Origin of the sequence: Streptomyces sp. NPDC048718 (genome assembly GCF_043198875.1) — a bacterium.
Lineage (GTDB): Bacteria > Actinomycetota > Actinomycetes > Streptomycetales > Streptomycetaceae > Streptomyces.
This window is the reverse complement of the sequence record NZ_JBICVG010000020.1, coordinates 114,274-139,430: the sequence shown is the minus strand read 5'-3', so window position 1 is coordinate 139,430 and position 25,157 is coordinate 114,274. Positions and strand designations below refer to the sequence as shown.

At 72.1% G+C, this 25,157-nt stretch carries 14 protein-coding genes, 1 tRNA gene and 1 rRNA gene; 13 read left to right on the top strand and 3 right to left on the bottom strand.

The features are described from left to right. The 3 genes from rrf to ACGFRB_RS30105 form a co-directional block, all read left to right on the top strand. A 5S ribosomal RNA gene (rrf, locus tag ACGFRB_RS30115) occupies window positions 1–93 on the top strand; the annotation flags it as partial. 5 nt (window positions 94–98) lie between these two features. Continuing rightward, window positions 99–171 (top strand) — tRNA-Thr (locus tag ACGFRB_RS30110). Window positions 172–334: 163 nt separating this feature from the next. After that, window positions 335–742, top strand: a complete 408-nt coding sequence (locus tag ACGFRB_RS30105; protein ID WP_393247529.1) for a YciI family protein — start codon at window positions 335–337, stop codon at window positions 740–742. Between the two features lie 30 nt (window positions 743–772). On the opposite strand, the gene ACGFRB_RS30100 is transcribed toward ACGFRB_RS30105, so the two are convergent. Beyond that, a complete protein-coding gene (locus tag ACGFRB_RS30100; protein WP_393247527.1) occupies window positions 773–3,424 on the bottom strand; it encodes a SpoIIE family protein phosphatase in 2,652 nt (883 codons plus the stop codon). Between the two features lie 264 nt (window positions 3,425–3,688). On the opposite strand from ACGFRB_RS30100, the gene ACGFRB_RS30095 reads away from it, so the two are divergent. The 10 genes from ACGFRB_RS30095 to ACGFRB_RS30050 all read left to right on the top strand — a co-directional run bounded on the left by ACGFRB_RS30095 (window position 3,689) and on the right by ACGFRB_RS30050 (window position 19,138). Further along, window positions 3,689–9,175 carry a HAMP domain-containing protein gene (locus tag ACGFRB_RS30095; RefSeq protein WP_393247525.1) on the top strand — a complete coding sequence of 1,829 codons (5,487 nt, stop codon included), beginning with the start codon at window positions 3,689–3,691 and terminating at the stop codon, window positions 9,173–9,175. Window positions 9,176–9,751: 576 nt separating this feature from the next. Continuing rightward, complete coding sequence (locus ACGFRB_RS30090; RefSeq protein WP_363012233.1) at window positions 9,752–10,426, top strand: response regulator; 675 nt, start codon at window positions 9,752–9,754, stop codon at window positions 10,424–10,426. A gap of 117 nt (window positions 10,427–10,543) precedes the next feature. After that, window positions 10,544–13,369, top strand: coding sequence for a DNA translocase FtsK (locus ACGFRB_RS30085; RefSeq protein ID WP_393247523.1), 2,826 nt, complete (start codon window positions 10,544–10,546; stop codon window positions 13,367–13,369). A gap of 332 nt (window positions 13,370–13,701) precedes the next feature. Beyond that, window positions 13,702–14,532 (top strand): helix-turn-helix domain-containing protein, encoded by an 831-nt coding sequence (locus ACGFRB_RS30080; RefSeq protein ID WP_363012231.1) that lies wholly within the window; start codon window positions 13,702–13,704, stop codon window positions 14,530–14,532. Window positions 14,533–14,625: 93 nt separating this feature from the next. Beyond that, a complete protein-coding gene (rimO, locus tag ACGFRB_RS30075; protein WP_393247521.1) occupies window positions 14,626–16,152 on the top strand; it encodes a 30S ribosomal protein S12 methylthiotransferase RimO in 1,527 nt (508 codons plus the stop codon). After that, window positions 16,149–16,823 carry a CDP-diacylglycerol--glycerol-3-phosphate 3-phosphatidyltransferase gene (pgsA, locus tag ACGFRB_RS30070; RefSeq protein ID WP_393247519.1) on the top strand — a complete coding sequence of 225 codons (675 nt, stop codon included), beginning with the start codon at window positions 16,149–16,151 and terminating at the stop codon, window positions 16,821–16,823. The genes rimO and pgsA overlap by 4 nt, the downstream gene beginning before the upstream one ends. After that, window positions 16,820–17,353 carry a nicotinamide-nucleotide amidohydrolase family protein gene (locus ACGFRB_RS30065; RefSeq protein WP_363012228.1) on the top strand — a complete coding sequence of 178 codons (534 nt, stop codon included), beginning with the start codon at window positions 16,820–16,822 and terminating at the stop codon, window positions 17,351–17,353. Before pgsA ends, ACGFRB_RS30065 begins: the two co-directional genes overlap by 4 nt. Window positions 17,354–17,462: 109 nt before the next feature. Further along, window positions 17,463–17,846, top strand: coding sequence for a helix-turn-helix domain-containing protein (locus ACGFRB_RS30060; RefSeq protein WP_359877594.1), 384 nt, complete (start codon window positions 17,463–17,465; stop codon window positions 17,844–17,846). Between the two features lie 309 nt (window positions 17,847–18,155). Then, on the top strand, window positions 18,156–18,626 hold the full coding sequence (locus tag ACGFRB_RS30055; protein WP_363012226.1) for a DNA starvation/stationary phase protection protein: 471 nt from the start codon (window positions 18,156–18,158) through the stop codon (window positions 18,624–18,626). 155 nt (window positions 18,627–18,781) lie between these two features. Continuing rightward, window positions 18,782–19,138 (top strand): hypothetical protein, encoded by a 357-nt coding sequence (locus tag ACGFRB_RS30050; protein ID WP_393247516.1) that lies wholly within the window; start codon window positions 18,782–18,784, stop codon window positions 19,136–19,138. 1 nt (window position 19,139) lies between these two features. Here the strand turns inward: ACGFRB_RS30050 and ACGFRB_RS30045 are convergent, their stop codons facing one another. Both ACGFRB_RS30045 and ACGFRB_RS30040 read right to left on the bottom strand, forming a co-directional pair. Next, a complete protein-coding gene (locus tag ACGFRB_RS30045) occupies window positions 19,140–19,958 on the bottom strand; it encodes a DNA-formamidopyrimidine glycosylase family protein (RefSeq protein ID WP_363012224.1) in 819 nt (272 codons plus the stop codon). A gap of 7 nt (window positions 19,959–19,965) precedes the next feature. Beyond that, on the bottom strand, window positions 19,966–24,675 hold the full coding sequence (locus ACGFRB_RS30040) for an ATP-dependent helicase (RefSeq protein ID WP_393247514.1): 4,710 nt from the start codon (window positions 24,673–24,675) through the stop codon (window positions 19,966–19,968). Window positions 24,676–25,157 lie beyond the last annotated feature (482 nt).

The following is a 25,157-nucleotide window of genomic DNA, read 5'->3' as shown; positions in this document are numbered from 1 at the left end:
ACGCCCGGTTACATTCCGAACCCGGAAGCTAAGCCTTTCAGCGCCGATGGTACTGCAGGGGGGACCCTGTGGGAGAGTAGGACACCGCCGAACAACCCGCCCTTTTAGCTCAGTCGGTAGAGCGTCTCCATGGTAAGGAGAAGGTCAACGGTTCGATTCCGTTAAAGGGCTCAGAGAAAAGGCCCCCGCCTTATGGCGGGGGCCTTTTTGCGTTCCCGGAGGTTCTCAGGGTTCTCGGAGAGGGCTCCGGAGACGGGTGCCGGACGGCGTGGCCAACCGCGTCCCCGCAGTGAGCGCGACCAGAATGGGCCGCACCGCACGAAGGAGAGGCACGATGGCCAGGTATCTGTTGGTGAAGCACTACCGGGGCGCGCCGGCCTCGGTCAACGACGTTCCGATGGACCAGTGGACGCCCGAGGAAGTCTCGGCCCATATGCAGTACATGAACGACTTCGCGGACCGGCTGAAGGAGACGGGCGAATACGTCGACAGCCAGGCGCTCTCCCCCGAGGGGACGTTCGTCCGGTACGACGGGGAGGGACGCCCGCCGGTCACCTCCGGGCCGTTCGCCGAGACCAAGGATCTCGTCGCCGGCTGGATGGCGATCGATGTCGACACCTACCAGCGGGCCCTCGATCTGGCCGCCGAGCTGTCGGCCGCACCGGGCGCGGGCAGCTGGCCGATTCACGAGTGGCTGGAGATCCGGCCGTTCATGGGGGAGTCCCACACCGCCGCGGAGTGACCCGGGGCAGTGCGGGACTTCCGTACGGTCCTACGGGTTCTGCCGCTCCGGAAGGCGCAGGGCCAGGATCGCCATGTCGTCCGAGGCCGGCGCATGGGCGAAGCGCTCGACCGCCCGCAGCACTCGCGCGGCGACCGCACCGGCCGTCAGGCCCGTACACGACCTCAGGACGTCGGCGAGGCCGTCGTCGCCCAGCATGCGGGTGCCCTCGCGGCGTTCGGTGACGCCGTCCGTGACGCACAGCAGGACGTCGCCCGGGTCGAGGGTGACGCTCTGCTCGTACAGCTCCAGGTCCTCCATCACACCGAGCAGCGGCTGCGGGTCGGCGACCGGGCGGACCGTGCCGTCCTGGCTGAGGCGGAGCGGCAGCGGATGGCCGGCGCAGACCAGCTTGAGGAGGGCCGAGCCGTCCTCGTGCGGGCGCAGCTCGCCGTACAAAAGCGTGAGGAAGCGGCTGCGGGCGCCCTCGTCGAGGATCGCCGCGTTCAGCCGCTCCAGGACGGCGGGACCGCCGAAGCCCTCCCGGGCCAGCAGACGCAGGGCGTGCCGGGCGAGACCGGTCACGGCGGCCGCCTCGGGGCCCGTACCGCAGACGTCGCCGATGGCGATGCCGTACGCGCCGTCGCGGATGGGGAAGAGATCGTAGAAGTCGCCGCCGACCTCGTTGCCCTCGCCGGCCGCGCGGTAGATGACGTCGACCTCGACGCCGGGGATCTCCGGCGGGCTGGGCGGCAGCAGGCTGCGCTGGAGGGACTGGCTGATGGCCACGCGCTCCGAGTAGAGGCGGGCGTTGTCCAGGGCGAGCGCGGCCCGGCGGGACAGGTCCTCGGCCAGCTCCAGGCTCTCCTGGCGGAAGTGGTCGTCGGCGGGTCGGCCCAGGGTCAGCATGCCGATGACGCGGTTGCGGGCCAGCAGCGGCAGGACCACGGTCTCGCCGCCGACGGTCGTCGCCGTGGTCAGGGCGTGGTCGATGCCGGAGGAGACAGGGCTGCCCGGGCCGCCGAGTTCGCGCATCGAGACGTTCAGCGCGGCGCGGTGGGCGGCCTCGCCCGGGGCCGTCCAGACCCGGGCGCCGGGGGTCGTCACCGGGTCGGGCGGGTCGATCGAGAGGAGCAGCGCCTTCACTCCGTCGATCTGGTCCTCGTCCTCGTGCAGGACATACGACAGATGAGGGTCGGACGTCGGCTCGGCGATCGTGTAGACGGCGCACCAGGTGGCCAGGGTCGGGACCGTCATCTGGGCCATGAGGGCCAGTGTCTGGTCCCGGTCGAGCGTGCCGGCCAGCAGGTCGGACGCCTCGACGAGGAAGCTGAGGGAGCCTCGGCGAAGCCGTTCGAGTTCGCCGAGCCGGGCGGACTCCACGGCCAGGGCGATCCGGTCGGCGGCGAACTGGAGGCGCAGGGCCTCCTCGTTGGAGTAGCGGTCCGCGGACTCGGCGGCGACGCCGAGGGAGCCGGTGAGCCGGCCCTCGACCTTCAGCGGGACCGTGACGACCGAGCGCATGCCGGTGCCTTCGAGGAGGGGTACGGCGCCGGGGACGGCGGCCAGGTCCTCGTGGACGGCGGGCATCCGGGCGGAGCCGTAGCGGCTCGCGCCCGTCTCGACCGGTACGCGCGCGAAGCGCTGGCGGGCGGAGGGCAGGCCCGTGGTGGCCCGTACCTCCAGCTCGGTCTCGTCGTCGGTGGCCAGGAGCAGGAAGGCGGCGTCGGCGTCGAGCATGTCGCGGGCGCGTTCGACCGTGCGCTGGAGAAGGCCGTCGAGGTCGTCGGGGGCCGGGGAGCCGATGAAGACCTCGAAGGGGTCGGCGGCGGTGCGGTCCTTGGGGCCGGTCTCTGTGCCGGGGGTGCGCTGCGGGGTCTGGAGCACCGCGCGCTCGAACTCACGGACGAGGAGGCAAACGGTGGACGGCTCGCCCTGGGCGTCGCGCACCCGCAGGTGCGAGGCGTAGACGGGGACGACCCGGCCGTCGGCGCAGCGGATGCCGTAGCTGCCCTCCCAGCGGGACAGCCGCAGGGCCTCGGCGAGGCCGGTGGCGATGCCGGGGGTGTGCGGCCAGGCGGCGAGATCGCCGAGCGGCTTGCCGACGACCTGCTCGGACCCGTAGCCGAAGATCTCCCCGGCGTCCTCGTTCCAGGCGGCGATCGCGCCGTCGGCGTCGAGCTGGACGACGGCGACCCGCACGCGGCTGTCGGTGCGGGGGAGGAGCCGGTCGGGCAGGACGGGGCCCGCGGAGCGGGTGCCGACGGGACGTTCCGGCAGGTCCAGGTGGAACCAGACGTGCTTGTGGGTGGGGGCGTAGTCGACGCCCCAGCGGGTGGCGAGGGCGGCGCAGAGCATGAGCCCCCGGCCGTTCTCCCGGTCGGGGTTGCCGGGGGAACGGTTCAGCTGGAGGGGGATCTCTCGCTCGGGATAGCGGTCGGCGACCTCGATGCGGACGCCGTCCTCGTGGCGCAGGCACAGCACGTCGGCCGAGGTGCCGGCGTGGATGACGGCGTTGGTGACGAGTTCGCTGGTGAGGACCACGGCGTCGTCGACGATTTCGGCGTATCCCCAGCCCTGGAGGGTGTCCCGGACGAAGGCGCGGGCGGTCGCGACGGACCGCCCGGCGGGTTCGAAGCTGGCGGCCGCCCGCGCGGTGATCACTGAACTCCTCGTACGCGTCTCGACGCCCGGCTCTGCCATGGTCGGTGTGCCCTCCCGCTGTCCGTGCCCACGTTCCGCCGTCCCGCTCCCGCCGGGTGGACCGGGGCGGGTTGGACAGCCGGATGCCAGGTTACTTACCTTCGCTGTCCCCGCGGATGCCGGTCGCGAATTCGCGTCCCCCGGACGTGGGGACCTTGTGCGAAGCCGCCGGACTGTTATCGCCTGGTCCCGACCCGGTGAAACACTGGGCAGGCTGATAACGAGAGACCGTACGGTCCGTTCGACCCCCTTGGGAGGGACACGGTGGAGTCTGGCACGACGACGCGGCGCGGTGGCGGTGCGCGGGCGAAGGGCGGCGGGCGGCCCCGGGGCGGGGGCACGGTGCAGGTGGACACGGCCGCGCTGCAGCGCCTGCTGGCCGCACTGGCGTCGATGCGGGACGGGAACTTCCGCAAACGGCTGACGGTCTCCGGTGACGGGGTCATGGCGGAGATCGCCGCCGTGTTCAACGAGGTCGCGGACCGGCAGACGCATCTGACCGGGGAGCTGTCGCGGGTACGCCGGGTGGTGGGCCGCGAGGGCAAGCTGTCGGAGCGGCTGGACACCGGGGCCGGCGAGGGGGCCTGGGCCTCGGCGATCGACGCGGCGAACGCGCTGGTCGACGAGCTGGCGCGGCCTGTCTCCGAGGTCGGGCGGGTGCTGTCGGCGGTGGCCGACGGTGATCTGGGGCAGCGGATGGAGCTGCGCTCGGAGGGCGCGGACGGGACGACGAGGCCGCTGCGCGGCGAGTTCCTGAAGGTCGCCCGTACGGTGAACAACCTGGTCGACCAGTTGTCGGTGTTCGCGGACGAGGTGACCCGGGTCGCCCTGGAGGTCGGCACCGACGGCATCCTCGGCGGGCAGGCCCAGGTGCGCGGGATGTCCGGGTCCTGGAAGGACCTCACGGACTCCGTCAACACCATGGCGAACCAGCTGACGGCGCAGGTGCGGGACATCGCCCTGGTCACGACGGCGGTGGCCAACGGCGATCTGTCGCAGAAGGTCACGGCGAACGTGGCCGGGGAGATGCTGGAGCTCAAGAACACGGTCAACCGGATGGTGGACCAGCTGTCGTCGTTCTCCTCCGAGGTCACCCGGGTGGCCCGCGAGGTGGGTACGGAGGGCGAGCTGGGCGGCCAGGCCGAGGTGGCCGGGGTCGCCGGTGTGTGGAAGGACCTCACCGATTCCGTCAACACGATGGCGGGGAATCTCACCAATCAGGTGAGGGGTATCGCGGAGGTCACCACCGCGGTCGCCAACGGCGACCTGTCGCAGAAGGTGCAGGTGTCGGCGCGCGGCGAGATCGCCCAGCTCGCGGACACCATCAACCAGATGACGGACACGCTGCGCACCTTCGCCGACGAGGTGACGCGGGTGTCCGGCGAGGTCGGCGCGCAGGGGCTGCTGGGCGGTCAGGCGCAGGTGCCGGGCGCGGCGGGGACCTGGAAGGACCTCACCGACTCGGTCAACACCGTCTTCCGCAACATCACCACGCAGGTGCGGGACATCGCGCAGGTGACGACGGCGGTGGCCAACGGTGATCTGTCGCAGAAGGTCACCGTGGACGTGGCCGGCGAGATGCTGGAGCTGAAGAACACCGTCAACACGATGGTGGACCAGCTGTCCGCGTTCGGTTCCGAGGTGACCCGGGTGGCGCGGGAGGTCGGCGTCGAGGGTCTGCTGGGCGGCCAGGCACAGGTGCCGGGGGCGGCCGGGACGTGGAAGGACCTCACGGACTCCGTGAACACGGCCTTCCGCAACCTGACGGGCCAGGTGCGTGACATCGCGCAGGTGACGACGGCGGTCGCCAATGGCGACCTGTCGCAGAAGGTCACGGTCGACGTGGCCGGCGAGATGCTGGAGCTGAAGAACACCGTCAACACCATGGTGTCGCAGCTGTCGTCGTTCGCCGACCAGGTGACGCGGATGGCGCGGGACGTGGGCACCGAGGGGCGCCTCGGCGGTCAGGCCCGGGTGGACGGCGTCTCGGGGCGGTGGCGCGAGCTGACCGACTCGGTGAACTTCATGGCCGGCAATCTGACCTCGCAGGTACGGCAGATCGCCCAGGTGACGACGGCCGTGGCGCGCGGTGACCTGTCGCAGAAGATCGACGTGGACGCGCGCGGGGAGATCCTGGAGCTGAAGAACACCATCAACACGATGGTCGATCAGCTGTCCGCGTTCGCGGACCAGGTGACCCGGGTGGCCCGTGAGGTGGGTACGGAAGGCCGGCTGGGCGGTCAGGCGCAGGTGCCGGGTGTCGCCGGTGTGTGGCGCGACCTCACCGACTCGGTGAACGGCATGGCCGGGAACCTGACCGACCAGGTGCGCAACATCGCGCAGGTCGCGACCGCCGTGGCACGCGGTGACCTGTCGCAGAAGATCGACGTGGACGCCCGCGGCGAGATCCTGGAGCTGAAGAACACCCTCAACACGATGGTGGACCAGCTCTCCAGCTTCGCCGAGCAGGTGACGCGGGTGGCCCGTGAGGTGGGTACCGAGGGCATCCTGGGCGGCCAGGCCGAGGTGCAGGGGGTCTCCGGCACCTGGAAGGACCTCACCCAGTCGGTGAACATGATGGCGAACAACCTGACCTCGCAGGTACGGCAGATCGCCCAGGTGACGACGGCCGTGGCGCGCGGCGACCTGTCGCTCAAGATCACCGTCGACGCCAAGGGCGAGATCCTCGAACTGGTGACGACCGTCAACACCATGGTCGACCAGCTGTCCAACTTCGCCGACGAGGTGACGCGGGTCGCCCGTGAGGTGGGCACCGAGGGCATCCTCGGCGGCCAGGCCCGGGTGCGCGGGGTGACCGGCATCTGGAAGGACCTGAGCGACAACGTCAACCTGATGGCCAACAACCTGACCAGCCAGGTGCGGAACATCTCCCGGGTCTCCGCGGCCGTCGCCAACGGCGATCTGACGAAGAAGGTGACGGTCGAGGCCCGCGGCGAGGTCGCCGAACTCGCCGACACCGTCAACACGATGGTGACGACCCTGTCGTCCTTCGCCGATGAGGTGACCCGGGTGGCCCGTGAAGTGGGCACCGAGGGCATTCTCGGCGGCCAGGCGCGCGTTCCCGGTGTCTCGGGCACCTGGAAGGACCTCACCGACTCGGTGAACTCGATGGCCGACAACCTGACCGGCCAGGTGCGCCAGATCGCCGCCGTCACCACCGCCATCGCCCAGGGCGATCTCACCAAGAAGATCGACATCGACGCGCGCGGGGAGATCCTGGAGCTCAAGAGCACCATCAACACGATGGTCGACCAGCTGTCCAACCTCGCCGGGGAGCTCACCCGGGTGGCCCAGGAGGTGGGCACGGACGGGCAGCTCGGCGGTCAGGCCCGGGTCCGGGACGTGGACGGCACCTGGCGGGACCTGACCGTGTCGGTCAACGAGATGGCCAGCAATCTGACCCGGCAGGTACGGGCCATCGCGAAGGTCGCCACCGCGGTGACCCGCGGCGACCTCAACCTCAAGATCGACGGGGTGGACGCGGCCGGCGAGATCCAGGCCCTCCAGGAAAACATCAACACCATGATCGCCAACCTGCGCGACACCACCCTCGCCAACGAGGAGCAGGACTGGCTGAAGGGCAACCTGGCCCGTATCTCCGGCCTCATGCAGGGTCGCCGGGGCGACCTGGAGGACGTCGCCTCGCTCATCATGAGCGAGCTGACCCCGGTGGTCTCCGCGCAGCACGGCGCCTTCTTCGTCGCGACCCCGCTCGGCAGCGCCAACAGCGACATCGAACCCGTGGGGGAGGGCGACGGCGTGTACGAGCTGCGGATGCGCGGCAGTTACGGCTACTCGGCCGGCACCATGCCGACGTCCTTCCGGCCGGGCGAGACGCTCATCGGCACGGCCGCCGAGGAGAAGCGGACCATCCAGGTCAACGTCCCGCCGGGCTATCTGAAGATCTCGTCCGGACTGGGCGAGGCCGCCCCGGCCCATGTGATCGTGCTGCCCGTGCTGTTCGAGGGGCGGGTGCTCGGCGTGATCGAGCTGGCGTCCTTCCAGCCGTTCACGCACATCCAGCGCGACTTCCTCAACCAGATCGCCGAGCTGATCGCCACCACCGTCAACACCATCAGCGTCAACACCCGAACAGAGGTGCTGCTCAAGCAGTCGCAGGAGCTGGCCGAGCAGCTGAAGGAGCGCTCCGGGGAGCTGGAGAACCGGCAGAAGGAGCTCCAGAACTCCAACGCGGAACTGGAGGAGAAGGCGGCCCTGCTCGCCCGGCAGAACCGCGACATCGAGGTGAAGAACACCGAGATCGAGGAGGCCCGGCAGATCCTGGAGGAGCGGGCCGAACAGCTCGCCGTCTCCATGCGCTACAAGTCCGAGTTCCTGGCCAACATGTCGCACGAGTTGCGTACCCCGCTCAACTCGCTGCTGATCCTGGCCAAGCTGCTCGCCGACAACGCCGACGGCAATCTGACGCACAAGCAGATCGAGTTCGCCGACACCATCCACGGCGCCGGTTCCGATCTGCTCCAGCTGATCAACGACATCCTCGACCTGTCGAAGGTCGAGGCGGGCAAGATGGACGTGTCGCCGACCCGGATCGCGCTCGTCCAGCTCGTCGACTACGTCGAGGCCACCTTCCGGCCGCTGACCGCGGAGAAGGGGCTCGACTTCTCGGTACGGGTCTCGCCCGAGCTGCCCGCCACCCTGCACACCGACGAGCAGCGACTGCTCCAGGTGCTGCGCAATCTGCTGTCGAACGCGGTGAAGTTCACCGCCACCGGCGCCGTCGAGCTGGTGATCCGACCGGCCGGCGCGGACGTCCCGCAGACGATCCGCGAGCAGATGCTGGAGGCCGGGACGCTGCGCGACGCGGACGCCGACCTGATCGCCTTCTCGGTGACGGACACCGGCATCGGCATCGCCGAAAGCAAGATGCTCGTCATCTTCGAGGCGTTCAAGCAGGCCGACGGCACCACCAGCCGCAAGTACGGCGGCACCGGCCTCGGCCTGTCCATCAGCCGGGAGATCGCCCGGCTGCTCGGCGGCGAGATCCATGCGGCCAGCGAGCCGGGCCGAGGCTCGACGTTCACCCTCTACCTGCCGCTGTGCCCCACCGAGCCGGCGCACCCGGGCACCGGTCAGGACCAGGACGAAGAGGAGCGTCGGGAGGCCGCGCTCGGATACGCGGACGAGGCCGGCTTCGCCGAGGGGCTCGCGCACTTCGCGCCCGCTCCCGCGCCCGGCGAGGTCAGGTCGGGCGCCGGGGCGCTGTTCCGGCACCGGCGCGCGGCGGCCCCGCAGCGGGCGCAGCTGCCCGGACAGACCGCCAAGGAGGAGCCGGCGGCCCAGGGCGGCGAGCGTGCCGGGCGCGAGCCGCGGCCGGAGTTCTCGTTCTGCGGCGAGAAGGTGCTGATCGTCGACGACGACGTCCGCAATGTGTTCGCGCTCACCAGCGTCCTGGAGCAGAACGGACTCGGGGTGCTGTACGCCGAGAACGGGCGGGAGGGCGTCGAGGTCCTGGAACAGCACGAGGACGTGTCCGTGGTGCTGATGGACATCATGATGCCGGAGATGGACGGGTACGCGACGACCACCGCGATCCGGCGGATGCCGCAGTTCGCCGGGCTGCCGATCATCGCGCTGACCGCCAAGGCGATGGAGGGCGACCGCGAGAAGGCGATCGAGTGCGGGGCCTCGGACTATGTGACCAAGCCGGTGGACCCGGACCATCTGCTCACGGTCATGGAGCGGTGGATGCGGGGGGACGGGAGCTGAGTCGGGGACTGTCCGGGGTTTGTACGGAAGTAGGGTTCCGCCCGGAAGCCGGGATCCGTCCGGGGTCTGCACGGAAGTCGGAGCCCCACCCGGGCCCGTCCGGAAGCCGGAGTCCGTCGGGGATCTGCACGGAAGTCGGGGTCCGTCCGGGGTCTGTCCGGGGTCTGTCCGGGGTCTGTGCGCGGGCCCGGACGGGGCGCGTATGAAGACCCCGTCCAGGGCCCCCGGCGCCCGGGCCCGGCGGGTGCGCCGGAGCCGTATGGGGCCGGGGGGACGGGCGCCGCTCCCGGCCCGGCGGCGGCGTGAGGGCCACCGGGCGGCACCCCGGGCGGACTTCGGGACGGACTTCCCGTGGCACCGGGAACCTTCCGGGATCCCACCGCGTTCGACAGACGGGCACGGATCTGCGTGCTCAGTGACATCGCGGTGACAGGGTGTGGCGACGGGTGGGGTGCGGCTACGATGACCGGCACAAGGACGGACGGCGTGTGGGAGTCGTCTTCTGGGGCGGCGCCCGGTGCTTCCCCCGGCTCGCGGAGCCGGAGCGAGCCAGTACCGGGGCGAGGAGGACGAGGCATGGTGCAGAAGGCCAAGATCCTCTTGGTCGATGACCGGCCGGAGAATCTGCTGGCGCTGGAGGCCATTCTCTCCGCGCTCGATCAGACCCTGGTCCGGGCATCGTCCGGGGAGGAAGCGCTCAAGGCGCTGCTGACCGACGACTTCGCGGTCATTCTGCTGGACGTCCAGATGCCCGGCATGGACGGGTTCGAGACGGCCGCGCACATCAAGCGGCGGGAGCGGACCCGGGACATCCCGATCATCTTCCTCACCGCCATCAACCACGGCCCCCACCACACCTTCCGGGGGTACGCGGCGGGCGCCGTCGACTACATCTCCAAGCCGTTCGACCCCTGGGTGCTGCGCGCCAAGGTGTCGGTCTTCGTGGAGCTGTACATGAAGAACTGCAAGCTCCGCGAACAGGCCGCGCTGCTCCGGCTCCAGTTGGAGGGCGGCGGCCCCGGCGGGCAGTCCAAGGAGTCCGCGGGCCTGCTCGCCGAGCTGTCCGCCCGCCTCGCCGCCGTCGAGGAACAGGCCGAGGCGCTGTCCAAACAGCTCGACGACGATTCCGCCGACGCGGCGGCCGTCGCCACCGCCGCGCACCTGGAACGCAAACTCACCGGACTGCGCAGGGCCCTCGACGCACTGGAGCCGGGTACCGGCGGTACTCCCGCCCTGCCCTCGCAGAATTGACGGAAGGTCACCCCGTGGGCGCCCGTCGTGAACGGGCGTCAGTTTCGCGCCCGACACGGCACGACACGAACGGGTGAGCGTGTTTTCCCGGCCACGCGCACCGGTAACCTCAGCATCATGGCCTCACGTACGTCCGGCAAGGGTTCCCAGGGCACGGCGGGCACCGCGAAGCCGCGCGCCGGCCGTACGACCGGCGCCGCGAAGAAGGCGGCGCCCGGAAAGTCTCCTGGAAAATCCCCCGTCAAGTCCTCCGCCCGCACCGCGAAGCAGCCCGTGCGGAAGGCGCCGGCCAAGAAGGCCGTGCCCGCCAAGCGCGCGCCCGCGCGCAAGGCGGTGGCGAAGAAGCCCGCACCGCGCCCGGCGCCGTCCCCCACCGGGGGGATCTACCGGCTGGTGCGCGGACTCGGGCGCGGGGTCGCAGCGATGTTCCGCGGCATAGGACGGGGCGCCAAGGGCCTCGACCCGGCGCACCGCAAGGACGGACTCGCGCTGCTGCTGATCGGTGTCGCCCTCGTCGTCGCCGCCGGCACCTGGTCCAATCTGCGCGGCCCTGTCGGGGACTTGGTGGAGATGCTGGTCACCGGCTCCTTCGGCCGGCTCGATCTGCTCGTCCCGCTGCTGCTCGGCGCGATCGGCGTCCGGCTGATCCTCTATCCGCAGAAGCCGGAGGCCAACGGACGGATCGTCATCGGACTGTCCGCGCTGGTCGTCGGCGTCCTCGGGCAGGTGCACATCGCGTGCGGCTCGCCCGGCCGGGGCGACGGCACCAAGGCCATGCAGGACGCGGGCGGCCTGATCGGCTGGGCCGCGTCGAAGCCGCTCGTCTTCCTGACGGGCGAGGTCCTGGCGGTGCCGCTGCTCCTGCTGCTCACCGTCTTCGGTCTGCTCGTGGTCACCGCCACCCCTGTCAACGCCATCCCGCAGCGGCTGCGCGCGCTCGGCGCCCGGCTCGGCATCGTCGAACCCGCCTACGATCCCGACGCGGATCCGTACGAGGTGTACGGCGACGAATGGGACGACGACGAACCGCGCCCGGCCCGGCCGGCCCGTCGCCGGTCCGCCGACGCGGATCAGGCGGAGGCCGAGGCCGAGGTCCTGGAGCGGCGTGGCCGGCGCCGTACCCCGCCCGCCTCGGCGTTCGACACCGGCGGTCTCGACCCGGTCGACGTGGCCGCCGCCGCTGCCGCGGCCCTCGACGGTGCCGTCCTCAACGGCATGCCGCCGTCCCCGCTGGTCGCCGACCTCACCCGGGACCTCACCGCCGACCGGGCCGCCGCCGTCGCCGCGGCGGCCGCCGAGGCGGTGGGGGAGACCGCTCCGGCGGCCCCGGCCGGCGCCGCGGTGCCGGGCGCGCGGGCCGGCAAGCGGCGCGCCCCCGAGGAGCGCTCCGGCGTCCCCGACCTGACCAAGCCGGCGCCCGAGCCGACCGAGCTGCCCGTGCGGGCCGAACAGCTCCGGCTCGCCGGCGACATCACGTACGCCCTGCCCTCCATGGACCTGCTGGAGCGCGGCGGCCCCGGCAAGACGCGCAGCGCCGCCAACGACGTCGTCGTCGAGTCGCTCACCAACGTCTTCGCCGAGTTCAAGGTCGACGCGGCGGTCACCGGCTTCACCCGCGGTCCGACGGTCACCCGCTACGAGGTCGAACTGGGTCCGGCCGTCAAGGTCGAGAAGATCACCGCGCTCACCAAGAACATCGCGTACGCGGTGGCCAGCCCCGATGTGCGGATCATCTCGCCGATCCCGGGCAAGTCCGCGGTCGGCATCGAGATCCCGAACACCGACCGCGAGATGGTCAATCTCGGCGACGTCCTGCGGCTCGCCGAGGCGGCGGAGGACGACCACCCGATGCTGGTGGCGCTCGGCAAGGACGTCGAGGGCGGCTATGTGATGGCCAACCTGGCGAAGATGCCGCACATCCTGGTGGCCGGTGCCACCGGCTCCGGCAAGTCCTCGTGCATCAACTGCCTGATCACGTCGGTGATGATAAGAGCGACCCCGGAGGACGTCCGGATGGTGCTCGTCGACCCCAAGCGGGTCGAGCTGACGGCGTACGAGGGCATCCCGCACCTCATCACGCCGATCATCACCAACCCCAAGAAGGCCGCCGAGGCGCTCCAGTGGGTCGTCCGCGAGATGGACCTGCGCTACGACGACCTCGCGGCGTTCGGCTTCCGGCACATCGACGACTTCAACCAGGCGATCCGCGAGGGCAAGGTGCAGCCGCCGCCGGGCAGCGAGCGCGATCTGCAGCCCTACCCGTATCTCCTGGTGATCGTCGACGAGCTGGCCGACCTGATGATGGTCGCGCCGCGCGACGTCGAGGACGCGATCGTCCGCATCACCCAGCTGGCCCGCGCGGCCGGCATCCATCTGGTGCTCGCCACCCAGCGGCCCTCGGTGGACGTCGTCACCGGTCTGATCAAGGCGAACGTGCCCTCCCGGCTCGCCTTCGCCACCTCCTCGCTCGCCGACAGCCGCGTCATCCTCGACCAGCCCGGCGCCGAGAAGCTGATCGGCAAGGGCGATGGCCTGTTCCTGCCGATGGGTGCGAACAAGCCCGTCCGGATGCAGGGCGCCTTCGTCACCGAGGCCGAGGTCGCCACCATCGTGCGGCACTGCAAGGACCAGATGGCGCCGGTCTTCCGGGACGACGTCACCGTCGGCGGCAAGCAGAAGAAGGAGATCGACGAGGAGATCGGCGACGACCTCGACCTGCTGTGCCAGGCGGCCGAGCTGGTCGTCTCCACGCAGTTCGGCTCGACCTCCATGCTCCAGCGCAAGCTGCGGGTGGGCTTCGCGAAGGCCGGCCGGCTGATGGACCTGATGGAGTCGCGCGACATCGTGGGCCCGAGCGAGGGGTCCAAGGCGCGTGACGTGCTCGTCAAGCCCGACGAGCTGGACGGGGTCCTCGCCGTGATCCGCGGCGAGGACGGGCCGTGAGCCCGCGACCCGGCCGCCGTCCGGGCCCCCGATCGGCCGACCCCCCATCGGCCCCCTGCCCGGCCCCTTCTCCGGTCCTTCGTCCGGCCCCTTTCCCAGGGCCCTGGCCGGATCCCCGGCCGGATCAGCCGTCCCTGCGGCGAGATCCGGCCGAGACCCGTCCGTGAGGAAACCGGAGCAACCCTTTCCACCGACCGCACGTCAGGGGAGAAGGGGGCGGCAATGCCCCCTTCCTCTGGCGTACACACCTCCCCCGCCCGGTTGCCCCACCCTTTCGTACCAGCCATAGACTGAACCTCCAGCAGGTGGTTACACGCTCGAAAGGCGCTCTCGTGTCCATCGGCAACTCCCCCGAAGACGACCGGTACTTCCCGGCAGACGACCCGAAATCCATCGGTCGTGCCCTCCAGCAGGCCCGTATCGCCGCCGGTCTCACCGCAGAGGAGATCAGCGCCTCCACCCGGGTGCGGGTTCCGATCGTGCACGCGATCGAGGACGACGACTTCTCGCGCTGTGGCGGCGACGTCTACGCGCGCGGACACATCCGTACGCTCGCGCGCGCCGTGGGGCTCGATCCGGCGCCGCTGATCGAGCGGTACGACGCCGAGCACGGCGGCCGTCCCGCGCCGACCCCGGCGGCGCCGCTGTTCGAGGCGGAACGTATCCGCGCCGAGCCCCGGCGCCCCAACTGGACCGCCGCCATGGTCGCCGCGATCGTCGCCGTCGTCGGTTTCGTCGGCTTCACGATGTTCAACGGGACCGACGCCCCGGTCGGCGGCGGCTCGGCCGCCGAGGGCCCCGCCCCCGCGACCAGCGCCTCCGCACCCGCCAAGCCGAAGCCGGCCAAGCCGGCCGACCCCAAGCCCGTCCCCTCCGACAGCGCCATCGCCGCCGTCCCCCGGGACAAGGTCACCGTCAAGCTGACCGCGACCGACGACAAGAGCTGGATCTCCGCCAAGGCCCACGACGGCAAGCTGCTCTTCGACGGGCTGCTCCTGGCCGGCCAGTCCAAGACCTTCCAGGACGACGAGCGTGTCGATCTGATCCTCGGCAACGCCGGACCGATCGAGCTGTACGTGAACGGCAAGAAGGTCGAGGACAGCTTCGAGCCCGGCCAGGTCGAGCGTCTGTCGTACACCAAGGGCGACCCCCAGGCGGGCTGACCAGGCCCCCGTCCGGCGTCCCGGTCGTGTGTTCGTCGCCAGGGTGAACCCTGCGCGACGAAGACGCGGCCGGGACGAAGTAGTCTTGAGCCCATGCCCGAACGCCGTACCGTCGCCCTTGTCACTCTCGGCTGCGCCCGTAACGAGGTGGACTCGGAGGAGCTCGCAGGCCGCTTGGCAGCGGACGGCTGGGAGCTCGTCGAGAACGCCGAGGAAGCGGACGTCGCCGTCGTCAACACCTGTGGCTTCGTCGAAGCCGCCAAGAAGGACTCCGTCGACGCCCTTCTCGAAGCCAATGATCTGAAGGACCACGGCCGTACCCAGGCCGTCGTCGCCGTCGGCTGCATGGCCGAGCGCTACGGCAAGGAACTTGCCGACGCCCTCCCCGAGGCCGACGGTGTGCTCGGCTTCGACGACTACGCCGACATCTCCAACCGTCTCCAGGTCATCCTCAGCGGAGGCAGCGTCGAGGCGCACACCCCGCGCGACCGGCGCTCGCTGCTCCCGCTGTCCCCCGTCGAGCGCCAGAAGGCCGCCGAGAGCGTGGCCCTGCCCGGCCACGGCACCGCGGCCGAGGAGCCGGCCGCCCCGGCGACCGCCCCCGAGAACGTGCCCAGCGACCTCCCCGAGGGCGTCGCGCCCGTCTCCGGTCCGCGCGCCCCGCTGCGCCGCCGCCTGGACACCAGCCCCGTCGCCTCGGTGAAGCTGGCCTCCGGCTGCGACCGCCGCTGCTCCTTCTGCGCCATCCCGTCCTTCCGCGGCTCCTTCGTCTCGCGCCGCCCCTCCGACGTGCTGAACGAGACGCGCTGGCTCGCCGAGCAGGGCGTCAAGGAGATCATGCTGGTCTCCGAGAACAACACGTCCTACGGCAAGGACCTCGGCGACATCCGGCTCCTGGAGAGCCTGCTGCCCGAGCTGGCCGGTGTCGACGGCATCGAGCGGGTCCGGGTCAGCTACCTCCAGCCCGCCGAGATGCGCCCCGGCCTGATCGACGTACTGACCTCCACCGACAAGGTGGTCCCGTACTTCGACCTGTCCTTCCAGCACAGCGCCCCGGACGTGCTGCGCCGGATGCGCCGCTTCGGCGACACCGACCGCTTCCTGGAGCTGCTGGAGACCATCCGGCACAAGGCCCCGACGGCCGGCGCCCGCTCCAACTTCATCGTCGGCTTCCCCGGCGAGACCGAGGCGGACTTCGCCGAGCTGGAGCGTTTCGTCACGCACGCCCGGCTCGACGCCATCGGCGTCTTCGGCTACTCCGACGAGGACGGCACCGAGGCCGCCACGTACGAGCACAAGCTGCCCCAGGACGTGGTCGACGAGCGGCTCGCGCATCTGTCCCGGCTCGCCGAGGAGCTCACCGCCCAGCGTGCGGAAGAGCGCATGGGCGAGACCCTGGAAGTGATGGTCGAGTCCTTCGACGAGGACGAGAACGACGGCGAGGGCGGCTGGATCGGCCGGGCCGCGCACCAGGCGCCCGAGACCGACGGACAGGTGGTCCTCACGGCGGACTCGGCCGAGGGCCTGGACCTCGCCCCCGGCCGGATGGTCACGGCGAAGGTCGTCGGCACCGAGGGTGTCGACCTGGTGGCGTGTCTGATCGAGGAGGCGGGCAGATGACCGGAGTCCCGGCATCCGCGACGGGCGGGACCGGAAGGCCGGCGCCCCGAGGCAAGCTGGGCACTGCGGCCGTCAATCAGGCCAGCCTGTGGAACATCGCCAACATCCTGACCATGGTCAGGCTCGTCCTCGTGCCCGGCTTCGTGGTGCTGCTGTTCCAGGACGGCGGACACGACCCGGCCTGGCGCGCCTGGGCCTGGGCGGCGTTCGCCGTCGCCATGATCACCGATGTCTTCGACGGACACCTGGCCCGGACGTACAACCTGGTCACTGACTTCGGGAAGATCGCCGACCCGATCGCCGACAAGGCGATCATGGCGGCCGGACTGATCAGCCTCTCCTGGCTCGGCGATCTGCCGTGGTGGGTGACGGCGGCGATCCTCGCCCGTGAGCTGGGCATCACGCTGATGCGGTTCTGGGTCATCCGGCACGGGGTGATCCCGGCCAGTCGCGGCGGCAAGATGAAGACCCTCGCGCAGGGCACGGCGGTCGGCATGTACGTCCTCATGCTCACCGGTCCGCTCGCCACCTTGCGCTTCTGGGTGATGGCGGTGGCCGTCGTGCTGACCGTCGTCACCGGTCTGGACTATGTGCGACAGGCCGTCGTCCTGCGGCGCCAGGGACTCGCGGCCGAAGCGGTCGAAGCGGCGGAGAGGGCCGACGCACGATGAACGAAGCCGCCCGGGTGCTGGAACTGCTCGCGGAGCGTGATCAGATGGTCGCCGCCGCGGAGTCCCTCACGGGCGGTCTGGTGGCGGCCGAGCTGACCGAGGCGCCGGGCGCGTCGCGCACCGTCCTCGGTTCGGTCACGGCCTACGCCACGGCGGTCAAGGAACGGCTGCTGGGAGTGGACGGCGCGCTGCTCGCGGAGCGGGGAGCGGTCGATCCGGAGGTCGCGTCGCAGATGGCGGCCGGTGTACGGGCGCTGCTCGGGGCCGACTGGGGCATCGCGACGACGGGGGTCGCCGGTCCCGAGCCGCAGGACGGGAAGCCGGTGGGGACGGTGTACGTCGCCGTCGCCGGGCCCGGGGCGGACGGCTCGGAAGTGCGCAAGGTAGCCGCGCTGCGGTTGAACGGCGGGCGGGCGGACATCCGTACAGAGAGTGTACGGAGCGTGCTCGGCCTGCTGCGGGCCCAACTCGAGGGCGAACAGCCGGGAAATGCGCGGGCACAGGATACGGAACAGAACGGGGGAGATTGATGTTTGCAGCCATGAGTGAACACGACATCGCTCCCCGCACGGCCGCGGCGCGAGGCGGTACGGTGGGGCGTGAAGGATGCGGCTACGCGGTCCGAGGAGGGAGCCACCGATGATTCTGCTCCGTCGCCTGCTGGGTGACGTGCTGCGTCGGCAGCGCCAGCGCCAGGGCCGTACTCTGCGCGAAGTCTCCTCGTCCGCCCGAGTTTCACTCGGCTATCTCTCCGAGGTGGAGCGGGGGCAGAAGGAGGCTTCCTCCGAGCTGCTCTCCGCGATCTGCGACGCGCTGGACGTACGGATGTCCGAGCTGATGCGCGAAGTGAGCGACGAGCTGTCGCTGGCCGAACTGGCCGCGTCGGCCGCCGCGAGCGAACCGGTGCCGGCGCCGGTGCGACCCATGCTCAATTCGGTGTCGGTGACGTCGGTGGGCGGTGTGCCCACCGAGCGGGTGACCATCAAGGCGCCCGCGAAGGCTGTCGACGTCGTCGCCGCCTGACACCACAGGATCGGTCCGAAGCCCCGGACGGTGCCCTCACGAGGGTGCCGGTCGGGGCTTCTTCCTGTGCCCGCCGGGCGCTCGGCGGGTGCTCGCCGGGTGTCCGCCGTCGCGCCTGCCTCCATGCCTGCCGCCTTTGTCCGCGCGGTACTTCACGACCGTGGGTGGATTTGGTTTGAGATGCCGGATTCGGGTGAGGCGTGCCATGGTGGGTGGGTATGCGGCAGACGGCATGGGGCGACGAGTTCTGTGCCCAATGCCGCTCCACACGCCGACGCCAAGCGACACGCGACCGAATGGAGAACTCTGATGTCCGTCGTGAAGAGCCCCCTGTCCGCGGCCAATCTCAAGACGGTCGGCGGCGCACTGCAGGGCGCGCTGGTCGACCTGGTCGATCTGTCGCTGGTGGCCAAGCAGGTTCACTGGAACGTGGTCGGCCCCCGGTTCAGCTCCGTCCACCTCCAGCTCGACGAGGTGGTCGCCACCGCCCGGACGCACTCGGACATCGTGGCCGAGCGTGCCACGGCGATCGGGGCGAACCCGGACGGGCGCGCGGCGACCGTCGCGTCCGGCAGCGCGATCGGCCATGTTCCCGAGGGCTGGATCAAGGACGTGGACGCGGTACGGATCCTGGTGGACGCGCTGGGCGCGGTCGTCGCGCGGATGCGGGAGCGGATCGACGTGACCGGCGACCCGGACCCGGTGAGCCAGGACATCCTCATCGCGCTCACCGCGGACCTCGAGAAGCACCACTGGATGTACCAGGCGGAGAGCGCCTGAGGGTGAGGGCGCGCGAGGCGGTGGCCAGGGTGACGTCCGGCGCGGTGCCGGGAACGGCGGGGCCGGCGATACGCGGTGCGTGCGCCGGGCCTGCCTCCTGTGCGCCCTCCCGCCGGGTGATCCCGCGGGGCTAGCGTCGACCGGAGGAGGCGGCCATGGTGCGGCGACGGGTTCCGCTGGTGACGCTCATGCTGGTCGCGGCCGGACTGGTGGCCGGAGGGCTCTGGTGGTGGGCGGCGCTGCGTCTGCTGCTGGTGCCGGGGGAGACCGGGCCGGTCGAGGGGGTGGTGGCCGCGGGAGGCTGGGGGCTGAGCCTGTTGCCGGTGCACGTGGCCGCCTCCTCCGGACGACGCGGGGTCGTGGGGGCCTGGGCGGCGCGGGGCGGTGGAGTGGCCGGAGCCGGCGGGGTCGGTGTGCCGGATGAGGGCATGGGGGCGCCGTCGCCGGGGGTTTTGGACGACGGTTCGAAGAGGCCCGGGGCGTCCGAGGTGCCCGTGAGGGACGGCTCCTGAGTCATGGCTTCCCGGATCCGGTCCGGGTACGCGGTTCCTGCGCGCCCCGCTGGCAGGCGGGGCACCAGTACGTCACCCGGTCCCCCGACTCGGCCTTGCGCACCGGGGCGCCGCAGCGCGGGCAGGGCCGGCCCTCACGGCCGTACACATACAGCCGTTCACCCGTACGGCGGGTGGTGGTCGTCCGGCGGCCCGGTCGGTCCTTGTTGGCCTCCAGCAGCCGGTGCGCGGTGGCCACCAGCCGGTCCGGCACCCCGGGGCCGAGCTCGCCGACCGGGAGCCAGGGCGCGACGGCGGCGAGGAACGCCAGTTCCGACTTGTAGACATTGCCGATGCCCGCCAGGTTCCGCTGGTCGAGCAGCGCCTCCCCGAGCGGGCGCGCGGGATCGGCGGTCAGCCGGCGCACGGCCTCCGCCGGATCCCAGTCCGGGCCGAGCAGATCCGGCCCGAGATGCCCGACCACCTTGTTCTCCTCGGCCGTACGGATCAGCTCCAGAACCGGCAGCCGGTAGCCGTACGCCGTGAACTCCGTGTTCCCGAGCACCGCCCGGATCTGGTGGGCCGGGCCGCCCCGAGGGCGCTCCCCCGCCGCGTACACCCGCCAGGCCCCGTCCATCCGCAGATGCGAGTGGAGCGTCAGCCCGCCCTCGATCCGCGCCAGCAGATGCTTGCCGCGCGGCACGACACCGAGAACCCGGCGGCCGGTGAGATCGGCGGTCGCGAAACGCGGCACCCGCAGGTCCGCGTGGGTGAGGACCCGGCCCGCGAGCGCCGCGTCGAGCCGGTGGGCCGCGTACCAGACGGTGTCTCCTTCGGGCATGGGATCATCATGCCCGCAGCCGCAGGCCCCGGGGCGTGGCGTGGAAACCGGCCGTCTCCAGCGGGCGGGCGAGCGGCGAGGTGAGCGCGGCCTCCCCGTTGATCCGCTGCACCGTGACCGTACCGAGCGAGCCGGCCTTGGCCGAGGCCGCCAGCGCCTCGGCCGCCGCGCGCAGGGCCGGCGCGTCGGGGCCGTCCGCCCAGGAGAGCACCGACTTGCCGCCGCGCTCCACATAGAGGGTCAGCTCCCCGTCGACCAGGACCACCAGCGCGCCCGCCTTGCGGCCCGGCTTGTGCCCGGCTCCGGCGGGCGGCTCCGGCCAGGACAGGGCCGCCCCGTACGCGTTCGCCGGATCGGCCGCCGCGAGGACCACGGCCCTCGGCCCGGTGCCTTCCTCGGCGCCCCGGTCGCGGGCGGTCGCCGCCGCGCGCAGCCGGTCCACCGCGCCCTCCATCGCGAACTGGGCCGCGCCCAGCCCCTCCACCACATAGCCGCGCCGGGCCTGTCCGCTGTCCTCGAACGCCGACAGGATCCGGTACGTCGCCGCGAAACCGCCCTCGACGCCCTCGGCGGCCACCGCGCCCCGGGTCACCACACCGTGCCGGTCGAGCAGCGTACGGGCCAGGGCGTGCGCGCGGTGGGTCGGCTCAGGTTCGGGCGGCGGGAGCAGCGACCAGCGGCCGCTCACCGTCGGCGGGCCGCCGCGGGAGACCGGGCGGGCCGCGGCGCTCAGCGTCCCGTACCGGCCGCGCGGCACCGTGCGCCGGGCCCGGTGCGCGGTGGAGCCGGCGGTGCGGCCCGAGCCGAGGAGTGAACGCAGCGGGGCGAGCGTGTCGTTGGTGAGCCGTCCCGACCAGGCCAGGTCCCATAGCGCGTCGGCGAGCTGCGGATCCGTCGTGTCCGGGTGGGTGGTGGCCCTTATCCGGTCGGCGATCTGACGGAAGAACAGCCCGTATCCGCCGGACAGGGTCGCCAGCACCGACTCGTGCAGCCCCGACAGCTCCAGCGGGTGCGGCGGCGGCAGGAGCAGCGGCGCCGCGTCGGCGAGGTAGAGCGCGACCCAGCCGTCCTTGCCGGGCAGCGCGCCCGCGCCCGCCCACACCACCTCGCCGGTGGTGGTCAGTTCGTCGAGCAGCCCCGGGGTGTAGTCGCGGACCCGGGACGGCAGGATCAGCTTCTCCAGGGCGGAGGCGGGCACCGGCGCGCCCTGGAGCTGTTCGATCGCGCGGGCCAGCCCGTCGATCCCGCGCAGACCGCTGCTCCCCAGGTGTTGCCACTGCGGCAGGAAGGTCGCGAGCGCGGCGGGCGGGACCGGTTCCAGTTCCTGGCGCAGCGCCGCGAGGGACCGGCGGCGCAGCCGGCGCAGCACGGTGGCGTCGCACCACTCCTGACCGGTGCCCAGTTCCGATACGGCGGTCCGCAGCGCTTCCTCGGACGGGGCCTCGGCGCCCTGCGGGCGGAACTCGCCTGCCACCACCCGGCCCCCGGCGGCCAGCCGCTGGAGTGCGCCGTCGGTGACCGCCGGGCCGAGCCCGAACCGGGCGGCGGCCTGCGAGGACGTGAACGGCCCGTGGGTCCGGGCGTAGCGGGTGAGCAGATCGGCCAGCGGGTCCTTCACCGGCTCGGTGAACGCCTCGGGTACGCCCACCGGCAGCGCCGTGCCCAGCGCGTCGCGCAGCCGGCCCGCGTCCTCGATCGCGGCCCAGTGTTCCGCGCCCGCGATCCGCACCCGGATCGCCCGCCGGGCTTGTCCCAGCTCCTTCGCCCAGCCGGCTTCGGCGCCCCGCTCGGTCAGTTCCGCGTCCGTCAGCGGCCCGAGGACCCGCAGCAGATCCGCGACGCCCTCGACGTCCTTGATCCGCCGGTCCTCCGTCAGCCACTGGAGCTCCCGCTCCAGTTCGGTCAGCACCTCCGGGTCCAGCAGCTCGCGCAGCTCGGCCTGGCCGAGGAGTTCGGCGAGCAGCCGGGAGTCCAGGGAGAGCGCCGCCGCCCGCCGCTCGGCGAGCGGCGAGTCGCCCTCGTACAGGAACTGCGCGACGTACCCGAACAGCAGGGAGCGGGCGAACGGCGACGGCTCGGGGGTGGTGACCTCCACCAGGCGGACCCGGCGGGACTCGATGTCGCCCATCAGCTCGCGCAGCCCGGGGACGTCGAAGACGTCCTGGAGACACTCGCGGACCGCCTCCAGGACGATGGGGAAGGAGCCGAACTCGCTCGCTACCTGGAGCAGTTGCGCCGCTCGCTGCCGCTGCTGCCAGAGCGGGGTGCGGCGGCCGGGGCTGCGCCGGGGCAGCAGCAGGGCGCGCGCCGCGCACTCCCGGAACCGGGACGCGAACAGGGCTGAGCCGCCGACCTGGTCGGTGACGATCCGCTCGATCTCGCCCTGGTCGAAGACGGCGTCGGCCGCCCCGACCGGCGCCTGTTCGCTGTCGTACGCCGTCTCGGCGAGCCGGGCCGGGTCCACGGCGTCGCCCGAGGTGCCGTCGAGCAGGTCGAGGCCCATCAGATCCGCGTCGGGCAGCCGCAGCACGATCCCGTCGTCGGCGTGCATCACCTGCGCGTCGAGCCCGTACCGCTCGGCCAGCCGGGCGCCGAGGGCCAGCGCCCACGGCGCGTGCACCTGCGCCCCGAAGGGGGAGTGGACGACGACCCGCCAGTCGCCCAGCTCGTCGCGGAACCGCTCCACCAGGATCGTCCGGTCGTCCGGCACATGCCCACAGGCCTCGCGCTGCTCGGCGAGATACGCGATCACATTGTCCGCGGCCCACGCGTCGAGCCCGGCGGCCAGCAGCCGCAGCCGGGCGTCCTCGGGCGCGAGCGCCCCGACCTCGCGCAGGAACGCGCCGACCGCACGGCCCAGTTCGAGCGGCCGGCCCAGCTGGTCGCCCTTCCAGAACGGCAGCCGTCCCGGTACGCCCGGGGCGGGCGTGACCAGGACCCGGTCGCGGGTGATGTCCTCGATGCGCCAAGAGGTGGTGCCGAGGGTGAAGACGTCGCCGACCCGCGACTCGTAGACCATCTCCTCGTCCAGCTCGCCGACCCGGCCCCCGCCCTTCTTCGGGTCCGAACCGGCCAGGAACACCCCGAACAGGCCGCGGTCGGGGATCGTGCCCCCGGAGGTGACCGCGAGCCGCTGCGCCCCGGGCCGGCCCGTCACCGTCCCCGCCACCCGGTCCCACACCACGCGGGGGCGCAGTTCGGCGAACGCGTCCGACGGATAACGGCCCGCCAGCATGTCCAGGACCGCCGTGAACGCCGACTCCGGCAGTGCCGCGAACGGCGCCGCCCGCCGCACCGTGGCCAGCAGTTCGTCCACCGGCCGGGTGTCCAGCGCGACCATCGCCACCAGCTGCTGGGCCAGTACGTCCAGTGGATTCGCCGGGACGCGCAGCGACTCGATGGAGCCCGTGCGCATCCGCTCGGTCACCACCGCCGACTGCACCAGATCGCCCCGGTACTTGGGGAAGACCACCCCGGTGGACACCGCGCCGACCTGGTGCCCCGCGCGGCCCACCCGCTGGAGCCCGGAGGCCACCGACGGCGGTGCCTCGACCTGGACGACCAGGTCCACCGCGCCCATGTCGATGCCCAGTTCCAGGCTGGACGTGGCCACCACGGCCGGCAGCCGGCCCGCCTTCAGGTCCTCCTCGACCTGGGCGCGCTGTTCCTTGGAGACCGAGCCGTGATGCGCCCGGGCGAGCAGCGGCGGCGCGCCCAGAGCCGCGCCGGACTGGCCCATGACCTCGGCGGGCGGGCCGCCCTCGGGCAGGGCCTCGCCGGTGGCCCGTTCGTACCCGATCTCGTTGAGCCGGTTGCACAGGCGCTCGGCGAGCCGGCGCGAGTTGGCGAAGACGATCGTCGAGCGGTGCGCCTGCACCAGATCGGCGATGCGCTCCTCCACATGCGGCCAGATCGACGGCTTGTCCCCGCCGCCCTCCGGTCCGCCGGAGGCGTCGGCCGACGGTGAGCCGCCCAGCTCGCCCATGTCCTGGACCGGCACGACCACCGACAGGTCGAATTCCTTGGCCGACGGCGGCTGGACGATCTCCACCTTCCGCATCGGCGAGAGATACCGCGCCACTTCCTCCACCGGCCGCACCGTCGCCGACAGACCGATCCGGCGGGCGGGGCGGGGCAGCAGCTCGTCGAGCCGCTCCAGGGACAGCGCCAGATGCGCGCCGCGCTTGGTCCCGGCGACCGCGTGCACCTCGTCGAGGATGACCGTCTCCACGCCCGCGAGGGCGTCGCGCGTGGCCGAGGTCAGCATCAGGAACAGCGACTCGGGGGTGGTGATGAGGATGTCCGGCGGCCGGGTCGCGAGCGTCCGCCGCTCGGCGGGGGGCGTGTCGCCGGAGCGGATGCCGACCCTGATGTCCGGCTCGGGCAGCCCGAGCCGGACCGACTCCTGACGGATGCCGGTCAGTGGCGAGCGCAGATTGCGCTCGACGTCCACGGCGAGCGCCTTCAGCGGCGACACGTACAGCACCCGGCAGCGCTTCTTGGCGTCGGCGGGCGGGGGAGTGGCCGCCAGCCGGTCGAGCGAGGCGAGGAACGCGGCCAGCGTCTTGCCGGAACCCGTCGGCGCCACGACGAGCACGTCCGAGCCCGCCCCGATGGCCCGCCAGGCACCTTCCTGCGCGGCGGTGGGCGCGGAGAAGGCCCCGGTGAACCAGCTTCGGGTCGCGGGGGAGAACGTGTCGAGCGCGGAACCGGCCATGCCCCCCATCGTGCACCCCGCCACTGACAACCGCCCGGACCTGGGGAAACCCGCCCGGCGGCGGGTCGTGGTGGGGCCGGCCGGGCGAGAATGAGGGCATGGCGAGCAGGGACGCGGACGGACCGGGGCCGGCAGGCCGGACCCCGGACGTTTTGGGCCCCGGCCGTCCGAGCCGGGGCGGTCCCAGCCTGGACGGTACGGGCCCGGGCGGCCAGGGGCCGAAGGGCCCGGGTCCGGAGACGGCGGGTCGGAAGACCACGGGTCCGCAGGGCGTGGGGCCGGCCGTCGGGCCGGAGGGCGTGGGTCCGGGCGAACCGGATTCGGTCCGGGCCGGCTGGGGACGGGCGGGTCGGGAACGGGCGGACTCCGATGCGGCGCTCCCCGGCCGTCGGACGGGGGTGCCGCGCGGGCACGCCGTCACCGAGGGCGACCGCAGTGGCGCGCCCGCCGATCCGGGACGGCCGGGGAGCGATCAGGAACAG